This is a genomic window from Gracilibacillus halophilus YIM-C55.5 (assembly GCF_000359605.1).
Classification (GTDB): domain Bacteria; phylum Bacillota; class Bacilli; order Bacillales; family Amphibacillaceae; genus Gracilibacillus; species Gracilibacillus halophilus.
In genome coordinates, this window is sequence record NZ_APML01000075.1 from 1 (window position 1) to 10769 (window position 10769).

General features: G+C 37.6%; 6 protein-coding genes, 2 tRNA genes and 1 pseudogene. 7 read left to right on the plus strand and 2 right to left on the minus strand.

Going from position 1 to position 10769, the window contains the following annotated elements:
• Nucleotides 1–140: 140 nt before the first annotated feature.
• Both J416_RS13575 and J416_RS13580 read right to left on the minus strand, forming a co-directional pair.
• Nucleotides 141–214, minus strand: a tRNA-Arg gene (locus J416_RS13575).
• A gap of 1 nt (nucleotide 215) precedes the next feature.
• Nucleotides 216–289, minus strand: a tRNA-Gly gene (locus tag J416_RS13580).
• A 491-nt stretch (nucleotides 290–780) separates the two neighbouring features.
• Between J416_RS13580 and J416_RS13585 the strand changes: the two genes are divergently transcribed.
• The 7 genes and pseudogenes from J416_RS13585 to J416_RS13615 all read left to right on the plus strand — a co-directional run bounded on the left by J416_RS13585 (nucleotide 781) and on the right by J416_RS13615 (nucleotide 10605).
• Nucleotides 781–1422 carry a hypothetical protein gene (locus J416_RS13585; RefSeq protein ID WP_003473682.1) on the plus strand — a complete coding sequence of 214 codons (642 nt, stop codon included), beginning with the start codon at nucleotides 781–783 and terminating at the stop codon, nucleotides 1420–1422.
• A 307-nt stretch (nucleotides 1423–1729) separates the two neighbouring features.
• Complete coding sequence (locus tag J416_RS13590; protein ID WP_003473686.1) at nucleotides 1730–2710, plus strand: tetratricopeptide repeat protein; 981 nt, start codon at nucleotides 1730–1732, stop codon at nucleotides 2708–2710.
• Nucleotides 2711–2870: 160 nt separating this feature from the next.
• Complete coding sequence (gene tig, locus J416_RS13595) at nucleotides 2871–4157, plus strand: trigger factor (RefSeq protein ID WP_003473687.1); 1287 nt, start codon at nucleotides 2871–2873, stop codon at nucleotides 4155–4157.
• Nucleotides 4158–4637: 480 nt separating this feature from the next.
• On the plus strand, nucleotides 4638–5918 hold the full coding sequence (gene clpX / locus J416_RS13600; RefSeq protein ID WP_003473689.1) for an ATP-dependent protease ATP-binding subunit ClpX: 1281 nt from the start codon (nucleotides 4638–4640) through the stop codon (nucleotides 5916–5918).
• A gap of 279 nt (nucleotides 5919–6197) precedes the next feature.
• Nucleotides 6198–8535 (plus strand): annotated as a pseudogene (lon, locus tag J416_RS13605) (endopeptidase La).
• A complete protein-coding gene (yihA, locus tag J416_RS13610) occupies nucleotides 8516–9100 on the plus strand; it encodes a ribosome biogenesis GTP-binding protein YihA/YsxC (RefSeq protein ID WP_003473693.1) in 585 nt (194 codons plus the stop codon). The pseudogene lon and the gene yihA overlap by 20 nt, the downstream one beginning before the upstream one ends.
• Before the next feature lie 47 nt (nucleotides 9101–9147).
• Complete coding sequence (locus J416_RS13615) at nucleotides 9148–10605, plus strand: protein adenylyltransferase SelO (protein WP_003473696.1); 1458 nt, start codon at nucleotides 9148–9150, stop codon at nucleotides 10603–10605.
• Nucleotides 10606–10769 lie beyond the last annotated feature (164 nt).

A 10769-nucleotide genomic window follows, 5' to 3' on the forward strand; every position in this document is an offset into this window, starting at 1 on the left:
ATCAGAAAATTACTGATACCCCAACATATATTTTAGAGCCAAAAAAAAGCCCCCCTAATCTCGTCTAGTTGGCCAGTTCATTGACGATACAACTAACGGATTAAGAGGCTTATCTGACGGTATTTACGCCGTTATCAAAACGTCCCAGACAGGATTCGAACCTGTGACCTACAGCTTAGAAGGCTGTTGCTCTATCCTGCTGAGCTACTGGGACATGGAGCGGGTGATGGGAATCGAACCCACGACATCAGCTTGGAAGGCTGAGGTTTTACCACTAAACTACACCCGCACAATAAATAATATGTTTATTTAAAAATTAAACACGTCTAACTGGGTCCCAGACCCTGCATTTTCTTATTAAATCTATGTATTTACATATCATATATCTTTAATCGACATACATTATTATATAAATGGTAAGACTTCTTGTCAATACAAATTGTTAAAATTCTTAAAAGAGCCTGGGCTTTAGAACGTGTCAGAAGAAAATTTCAGAATAAATTTGATGATTAGATCGAAAGAAGTGTAAAAGAATGCACATGTGTTTTAGCTGATTTATGTTTAATTTTGCGTTTATGGGTTAGTGATTTCGCATGTTTAGCCAGTACAGAATTATTTGACTTAAGAATTCACAAAAGAACTGGGATACAAAAGACACTAAATAAATAGGTAACTTTTGAATTATCTTTGAATTTATAATCTTTTTGTAAAAAAATGAAACCGCAATGTGATTTAATCCGTCTAAATTAGTGAGAATAAAATTGGGGGGATTAATTTAGTATGAAAAAGTGGCTTTATTTATTATTAATTGCTGGTGTGTTAGTAGGATGTGGACAACAGGAGGATGGAGTATCTTCAAACGAACCAATGAATGATGAAAACGAAGAAAATGTACTTGAAGAGAAATCTACTGATTCTGATGTTAAAGCAGAGATCAGTGAAGAAACCGAAGAAGCTGTTGAAAAAGAATCTGATCAAGAAATGGCAACAACATCACAAGATACAGAATCAGAAGATGAATCACAACAAACTGAGCATTCAACTCAAGAACAAAGCGTTGATGAACAAGAAATCGATATTGAATTTATCAAAAATGAATTAAAAATCGGAATGACTGAACAAGAAGTCAAATCTTTATTAGGTGAACCTTCCAAAACAGGCAGTGATGCAAAGAATGCAGATCCATTATGGCTTTATAACATCAGACCAGCTAAAGGTTATTATTTCGAAGGCCCCTTTGAGAATCCAGAGATAATTGATGCTGTAGATACAGAAGGTTTAAAAAACAGAGAAGTAGATATCATTCTTTTCCTGTCATGGAAGGAGGGCGAAGTAGATTATATTAGTGCGAATTATACCAACGATAACGGTGATGTTAAAGGATATCGTTTATTTGAAGATGGGACTATAAAAGAATCATAAGAGTAAGAGACATTCACCTTATTGGTGTGTGTCTTTTTTTATGTATAACATATAAAGAGAGTGATCAATATCACATTAATCATAAAGAGAGAGCGAAAATATCATCGGTTTGTGTCATATGATGTTCGCCTTCGACCAGAACCATTTTCTATGATATGCTATGTTAAATGGATGTGACATATTTGATTTCATGTTCACCATTTTCGATTTAATAAATGGTAGAAAACAACATAAAATATAGATAATCATCTAGAAAAAGGGGGTAGCAACCTCAGTATTATTATAGAAAGGGAAGGTAGGTGAAAAGATGCAACATGAACGAGAAAATGTGATTATGTTTCCGAAATGGCGAAAAAACTTGGAAGAAAACGCAAAACAAGCCATGCAACAAAAAGACTGGAAACATGCTTATGAGTTGTTTCATTCGTTAACAACCAACGGTGTCGATTCTCATGAAGTGTTAACGGGAAAGCTTATTACAATGATGGAATTAGGAATGCAAAAAGAGGCCGAAGATCTTTGTGAGACATTATTATCGTGGGACGACCAATATTATGAGTCATACATACATATTTATGCGACATTACTTTTTCAATCTGGTAAATACCAAGAAGTGATGGAATTAGTCGACGACGCATTAGAACAAAAAAACCTAAGTAACGATATGCTTATTCAATTAAATAATGTGTATCAACTCAGTAGTGAATTAAAAAAACAGGAAGACCAGCAACAGTATTTAGAAAAAGTACAGCAGATTCGAGAGGCTTATGAACAAAAAGATGATTTGCATATTTATTATTTAATTCAACATATTCGCCAATTACAAATTAAAAGAGAAATTCCATTATTAAAGGATTTATTGTTACATAATCAAGTGAACCCAGTGGTCAAAACGGCGATCTTAGAGTATTACATACATATTGGTTTAGAACGGGAAGTAACCGTTCAGAAGTTTGGAAACGAAACATCTGTTTTTCCGAACAAAACAGGTACTTACTTTTCTGAGCAATTGATAAATCGAATCGAGCCATTCTTAGAAGAAATAGAGCAAAACGATCCAACAGCTTACCAATTAGCACAAACTGTGATTGAATGTTATGCCTCTATTTATGCGCCATTTTTTCCTGATGAGGATGATTATAAAGACTTTTCTCAGGCTTTGAAGATTTATGTCAATCAGAGCTTGATGAATGATGCGCCATTACATAGAGTGACAAACAAGGCTAGATATTATTTAGAAAGTATTCAAAAAGCAGAAGAGCGTTACCGGATGTTTTTCCATCAGTGATACTAATTAACATCGTTACATGCGAATGATGTGATTATTATTGAAAGCAATGGCAATTATGTTATAATAAGATGGTTGCATTTTGCGTTCGGTCTATTATAGGATGGAAAAATGAATGAACGTCAAATATACAGAACATTTTAGTTGGAGGGAATTAAGAATGACAGCAAAATGGGAGAAACAAGAAGGTAATGTCGGGGTATTGACCATTGAAGTTGATGCAGATAAATTTGACGAGGCCCTTGACGAAGCTTTCAAAAAAGTTGTAAAACAAGTTGAAGTACCAGGATTCCGTAAAGGAAAAATGCCACGAGGCTTATTTGAAAAGCGCTTTGGTGTAGAAAGCCTATATCAAGATGCAGTGGATCTGATTCTACCGACTGAATACACAAATGCTGTAGATGAAACAGGCATTGAACCTGTTGACCAGCCGGAAGTAGATATTGAACAAATTGAAAAAGGTAAGAACTTGATTTTCACTGCAAAAGTGACAGTCAAACCAGAAGTTACTCTAGGCGATTACAAAGGTCTTGAAGTAGAAGAAGAGGATACAACTGTTACGGATGAAGATGTAGAAGAAGAACTGAAGCAACAACAAGAACAACAAGCAGAACTAGTTGTGAAAGAAGAAGGAGAAATTGAAGAGGGCGATACTGCTGTGATCGACTTTGAAGGCTTTGTTGATGGAGAAGCATTTGAAGGTGGTCAAGCGGAGAATCATTCGCTAGAAATTGGTTCTGGCTCCTTCATTCCAGGCTTTGAAGAACAACTTGTTGGTAAGAAAGCAGGGGAGGAAACAGAGGTAGACATTACATTCCCTGAAGAATACCATGCTGAACATCTTGCTGGTAAAGACGCCACGTTCAAAGTCAAAATTCACGAAGTAAAAGGGAAAGAACTACCAGAATTAGACGATGAGTTTGCGAAAGACGTTGATGATGAAGTAGAAACATTGGATGAATTAAAAGATAAAACGAAAAAACGCTTAGAAGATCAAAAGCAAACAGATGCAGAAAACAACAAGCGTGAATCGTTAATTGATCAGGCAACTGAGAACACAGAAGTTGATATTCCAGACGCGATGGTCGATTCTGAACTTGACCGTATGCTTCAGGAATTTGAACAAAGATTACAAATGCAAGGTATGACACTTGATATGTACTATCAATTCTCTGGTCAAGATGAGAATGCCTTAAAAGAACAAATGCGTGAAGATGCAGGCAAACGTGTCAAAACAAACCTTGTATTAGAAGCAATTGCAAGTGAAGAAAGCATCGAGGTTACTGATGAAGATGTCGATCAGGAACTAGAAAATATGGCATCTGCATATAGTATGGAAGTTGATCAAATTAAACAAGCACTAGGTGGCAATACCGCTGCACTACAAGATGATATCAAATTCAAGAAAGCCATTGATGTCCTTGTTGACAACAGCAAAACGAAATAACTTTCATGAAAACAAGGTGCGCTTATCACGCACCTTGTTTTAACGAGATAAACTTTTTTGCATTGTAGAGATGCCTTTTATGTATGAGGCCAACACGTTTACTTAACAGATGATTAGGATAAGAATAGAATACATATGAATTACATAAAGTAGTAAAACACATCGTGGAGTCAGACATATAGCTTTACTGAACACATACATATATGACATCATGCGAACTATTTGTAAACGACGCAGGAAATTGTTATTCTAATTAAATGAAATGATGTGATATGTGTTTTACTTTTTTCATGCAGGACATTCTGATATGATAAGCTAAAGGTAAACATAAAGATTAGGTTGTTGCTCGTTACTTTGAGCAGTAGCCATACCGACGTAGTGATAACCTAAAGTTCAACTACGGTTCTCGACCAGCTAAATCTTGGTAAGACACTCGAGTTTTCGTAGAATAGATATAATTGATGAAGGGGTGAATGACACATGTATAAGTTAAATGAAGAAAAAGGCCAATTGAAATGTTCTTTTTGTGGAAAAAGCCAAGACCAGGTTCGCAAATTAGTCGCCGGACCAGGTGTTTATATATGTGATGAATGTATTGAGTTATGTACAGAAATTGTGGAAGAGGAATTAGGTACAGAAGAAGAAGTGGAATATAAAGAGATTCCGAAGCCACAGGAAATTTGTGATATTTTAGGCGATTACGTGATTGGACAGGAAAAAGCGAAGAAAAACTTGTCTGTCGCCGTTTATAATCACTATAAACGTATTAATTCACCACAGCAATCGAAAGACGATGTGGAACTGGCGAAAAGTAACATTGCTATGATTGGTCCAACGGGTAGTGGTAAAACATTATTAGCACAAACACTTGCACGTATATTAAATGTGCCTTTTGCGATGGCAGATGCTACCTCATTAACTGAGGCTGGTTATGTTGGTGAAGATGTCGAGAATATTTTACTAAAGTTAATCCAAGCTGCTGACTATGATGTAGAGAAGGCAGAAAAAGGGATTATTTATATCGATGAGATTGATAAGGTGGCAAGAAAATCTGAGAACCCATCAATTACACGTGATGTATCTGGTGAAGGGGTACAGCAGGCCTTGCTAAAGATCTTAGAAGGTACGCAAGCTAGTGTACCGCCTCAAGGTGGAAGAAAACATCCACATCAAGAATTTATTCAAATTGATACAACGAATATTTTATTCATTTGCGGTGGTGCGTTTGATGGGATTGATCAAATCGTGAAGAGCCGTTTAGGTAATAAGGTAATTGGCTTTGGTGCGGAAGTTGAAAATCAAGACTTAGACAAAGCTGAGCTGTTATCGAAAGTATTACCAGAAGACATGTTACGTTATGGTCTAATTCCTGAATTCATCGGTCGTCTTCCAGTCATTGGTGCATTGGAGCCGCTTGATGAAGATGCGCTTGTGGAAATCTTAACGAAACCTAAGAATGCATTGGCTAAGCAATATACAAAATTATTTGAAATCGATGATGTTGAATTAGAATTTGAAGAAGAAGCGTTGCGATCTATTGCCCGTAAAGCGATTGAACGTAAAACAGGTGCCCGTGGGCTTCGTTCGATTATCGAAAGCATTATGCTTGATGTCATGTTTGAGCTTCCTTCACGTGATGATATTCAAAAATGTGTCATTACGGGTGAAACAGTTACAGCAGAACATGGTCGTCCAAAGCTAATTCATGAAGATGGATCCGTGATATCTCCTGATGAACAGTCACCAAGAGAAAGTGCATAAGTCTTATAGAAAATCCCTTGTTCTTAAAAAACGAGGGATTTTCTTGTTTATCCGTTCGAAGTTTGGTAAACCTAAGCATACATCATTTATAAAAACGTATGAATTTACAAACACTTTGTTTTTCTTTACACTTATGAAGATAGAATGAACTATCCAGTAGATAACGCTATTTCCAAAAAATTGGCGAGTATTCGTTATTAACGAATCAGCATAATAGCCATTCAAAAAAATATAATTCAATGTCATTCATATACATAGGATGTTGGACGGAGGTGTCACATGACTGAAGAGAAATTTGTACATATACCATTACTACCATTAAGGGGATTGCTCGTATTTCCAGGTATGGTGGTTCACTTAGATGTTGGTAGAGATAAATCGATTCAATCATTAGAAAAAGCGATGGTGGATGAAGAAAAAATTTTCCTTGCCGCGCAAAAAGAAAGTGCTGTAGATGAACCGAGCACAGAAGATATTTATACAATCGGCACGGTAGTAAAAGTCAATCAAATGCTGAAATTACCGAATGGAACGATGCGTGTTTTAGTGGAAGGATTATATCGTGCCGAAATTCATCAGTATATAGAAGAAGAAAAACAATTTGAAGTGGAAATCGAACCACTGGAAGAAGAACATGGCGATAGCGCCGAAGAAGATGCCTCATGAGAAGCTTACTTGAACAATTTGAACATTATAGTAAAGTATCGAAGAAAGTAAGTAAAGAAACATTAGCGAGCATTCAAGATATAGAAGAACCTAGTCGATTTTCTGATATGGTTGCTTCAAATGTAACGTTAAAAATGTCCGATAAACAAGCATTAATCGAAGATAACAATGTCGCTAGCCGCTTGCAAAGATTGCTTGATATTATTTCCAATGAGAAAGAAGTTCTTGAATTGGAAAAGAAAATCGGTCAACGTGTCAAGAAATCAATGGAAGAAACGCAAAAAGAATACTATTTGCGCGAACAGATGAAAGCCATTCAAAAAGAACTAGGTGATAAAGACGGAAGAACTAGTGAAGTTGCACAGTTAAAAGAGCAGCTAGAGGAAAAGAACTTACCAGAACGAATCGAAAAAGTAGCTTATAAAGAATTGGATCGTTATGAGCGTGTTCCGCAAAGTTCAGCCGAAAGCTCAGTCATCCGCAATTATATTGAATGGATTATTGCACTGCCATGGAATGAAGAAACTGAAGATAATCTAGATATTGAACGTGCTGAAGATATATTGAACGAAGACCATTATGGTCTAGATAAAGTAAAAGAACGAGTGCTTGAATATCTGGCAGTTCAACAGTTGACAGAATCATTAAAGGGACCCATTCTTTGTATAGTCGGCCCACCAGGAGTTGGAAAAACATCATTGGCCAAATCGGTGGCAAGGTCAGTTGATCGGAATTTTGTAAGAATGTCACTTGGTGGTGTGCGAGATGAAGCTGAAATTCGTGGTCATCGAAGAACATATGTCGGTGCCATGCCAGGGCGTATTTTACAAGGAATGAGAAATGCAGAAACCATCAACCCTGTTTTCCTATTAGATGAAGTTGATAAAATGGCGAGTGACTTCCGTGGGGATCCATCCTCTGCCATGTTAGAAGTACTAGATCCAGAACAAAATCATACATTTAGTGATCATTATTTAGAAGAGACGTATGATTTATCGAATGTCATGTTTGTAGCCACTGCCAATACATTAGCTACGATCCCTCAACCATTACTGGATCGTATGGAAGTCATTAATATAGCGGGGTACACAGAACTCGAGAAATTGCATATTGCAAAACAACATTTATTACCGAAGCAAATTAAAGAAAATGGTTTAGAAAAACGACATATTCAAGTGCGTGATGAAGCATTACTGAAATTAATCCGTGTGTATACACGTGAAGCTGGTGTGCGAAATTTGGAGAGACAACTCGCTTCTATTTGTCGAAAGGCTGCGAAAATTATTGTTTCGAATCAGAAGCAACGAGTGATCGTAACCGAAAAGCAATTAGAAGAATTGTTAGGGAAGCCGAAGTTCAGATACGGTACTGTGGAAGAAGAAAATCAAATCGGTGCTGCAACTGGGCTTGCATATACAGCAGCAGGTGGTGATATTCTTTCCATCGAAGTAAGCTTATCGAAAGGAAAAGGAAAGCTAACCTTAACTGGTAAACTGGGTGATGTAATGAAAGAATCAGCTCAAGCTGCATTTAGTTACATCCGTTCTCGAACAGATGAGCTCAAGATTGAACCCGATTTTCATGAGAAATATGATGTCCATATTCACGTTCCTGAAGGGCTACGCCAAAAGACGGACCTTCAGCTGGGATTACGATGGCGACAGCTTTAATCTCTGCGTTAACCGGACGGGCAGTGCGCCGAGAAGTTGGAATGACAGGTGAAATTACATTGCGCGGTCGCGTATTACCCATTGGCGGTTTGAAAGAAAAGTCTTTAAGTGCCCATCGTGCTGGAATTTCCACCGTTATCATGCCAAGTGATAATAAGAAAGATTTAGAGGATATTCCAGAAAGTGTACGTGATGATTTAACGTTTGTCCCGGTTGATCACTTAGATACTGTATTGGATTATGCTTTAATGGAGGAGAAAGATGAAAATCAATCAGGCTGAAATTGTGATGAGTGCTGTATCACAAAAGCAATATCCGAATGATCAGTTACCTGAAATTGCACTAGCTGGTCGCTCAAATGTGGGGAAGTCATCATTTATTAATCGATTAATCAATCGAAAAAATTTAGCTCGTACGTCTTCAAAACCTGGAAAAACGCAAACAATTAATTTTTATTTGTTAAATGACGCATTCTATTTTGTTGATGTACCTGGATATGGCTATGCAAAAGTCTCTAAAAAAGAAAGAGAAAAATGGGGCAAGATGATGGAAGAGTATTTTGCCCTAAGAGACACATTAAAAGCAACGGCATTAATCATAGATAGCAGACATGAACCAACGGAACTGGATCAAATCATGTATGACTTTTTAAAATATTACGAATTGCCTGTTCTTGTCATTGCAACGAAAATTGATAAAGTTGCGAAAGGTAAAAGACAAAAACATTTACAACAAGTCATACAAACATTAGAACTAGAGGATACCGACGTTGTCATTCCTTTCTCTGCTGAAACTGGAGAAGGAAAAGAGGAAGCATGGCAACAAATGAAAGATTACATTCAATAAAGCAAAGGGGCAAAATCCCATTGTAATGGAAAAAAGAGGTGACTCCTATGTCAGCAGATATCGGCTGGAATCTGGCGCATAGTTATCAAGAATTGCCAACGTTCTTTTATTCAAAGGTAGACCCAAATCCCGTAGAACGACCTGAATTTGTCTTGTTTAATCATGAATTGGCTGAAAAACTAGGCCTTAATCAAGAAGAATTAAAAAAACATCCAGAAATGTTATCAGGGAATCAATTGCCTGAACATGCAAGTCCTATCGCTCAAGCATATGCTGGACATCAATTTGCCCATTTTACGATGTTAGGTGACGGTAGAGCGATGCTACTTGGTGAACAAATCACTCCGCTTGGTGAACGATTTGATATTCAATATAAGGGTTCAGGTCGAACGCCATACTCAAGAGGTGGAGATGGACGAGCTGCTTTAGGGCCAATGCTACGGGAATATTTAATCAGTGAAGCGATGAATGGTCTCGGTATACCGACGAATCGAAGTTTATCTGTTGTGACTACCAATGAATCGGTTTATCGTGAGATTGAACTCCCTGGTGCGATTCTCACGAGGGTAGCTGATAGCCATATTCGCGTTGGTACTTTCCAGTATGCTAGACAATGGGGAACGATAGAGGACTTACAAACATTAGCTGATTATTCGATGAAGCGTCATTTTCCGCATGTAATAAGTGAAAGCAATCCTTATCTTGCGTTATTAAAAGAAGTGATTAAAAATCAAGCGCAGTTAATAGCCAAATGGCAACTGGTTGGTTTTGTTCATGGTGTGATGAATACGGATAATGTAACGCTCAGTGGAGAGACAATTGATTACGGCCCATGTGCGTTCATGGATACGTATGATCGACAAACGGTCTTTAGCTCTATCGATGTGGAGGGTAGATATGCTTATGGCAACCAACCCGATATTGGTGGATGGAACTTAGCTCGATTTGCCGAATCCATACTTGTTTTAATTGATGAAGATGAAAATCAAGCGTTGGAGTTGGCGAAAGAAGCGATGGCAGACTATCCAGAAGTGTATAAACAACATTGGCTCGATGGGATGAGAAAAAAGTTAGGTATGTACTCAAAAGAGGATGAGGATGAAGTCATGATTGGCCGTTTACTTGATTTAATGGAGCAACATCAAGCTGATTATACCAATACATTCCGGGCATTGACTCTAGATGAAGTTGATGACAACAAACCCCTTTTTCAATCCAATTCGTTTAAAGAATGGCAACAAAAGTGGCATGCCAGGTTACGGAGACAGGATGCATCTTCTGAACAAGTGAAGCAACTCATGATGCAACATAATCCAGCGATCATCCCAAGAAATCATCGAGTGGAAGAAGCGCTCGAAGCAGCTATTAGTGATGGTGATTATACCATGTTAGAACAGCTATTACATGTATTACAAGATCCATATGCTTATTCACGTGAACAGGAGTCATACACAGCCCCACCACCGAAAACCAGTCAACCTTATATTACCTATTGTGGGACGTAAACGATGATAGAGACTAGGGGCAAAAGAGTAATTAGAAAGGAGAAATCCGAACATTAAAGTTTAAGTTTATATACCGCTTAGGCAAAATACTTCGCGTTCCGCGGGCACGGATTCAGCTAACTGTGTGAAGATGGACTCTTCACACAGTGGATCTTCAGCTCGTG

Coding starts and splice junctions, on each gene's coding strand:
- J416_RS13585 (WP_003473682.1), top strand. CDS start 781: ATGAAAAAGTGGCTTTATTTATTATTAATTGCTGGTGTGTTAGTAGGA.
- J416_RS13590 (WP_003473686.1), top strand. CDS start 1,730: ATGCAACATGAACGAGAAAATGTGATTATGTTTCCGAAATGGCGAAAA.
- tig (WP_003473687.1), top strand. CDS start 2,871: ATGACAGCAAAATGGGAGAAACAAGAAGGTAATGTCGGGGTATTGACC.
- clpX (WP_003473689.1), top strand. CDS start 4,638: ATGTATAAGTTAAATGAAGAAAAAGGCCAATTGAAATGTTCTTTTTGT.
- yihA (WP_003473693.1), top strand. CDS start 8,516: ATGAAAATCAATCAGGCTGAAATTGTGATGAGTGCTGTATCACAAAAG.
- J416_RS13615 (WP_003473696.1), top strand. CDS start 9,148: ATGTCAGCAGATATCGGCTGGAATCTGGCGCATAGTTATCAAGAATTG.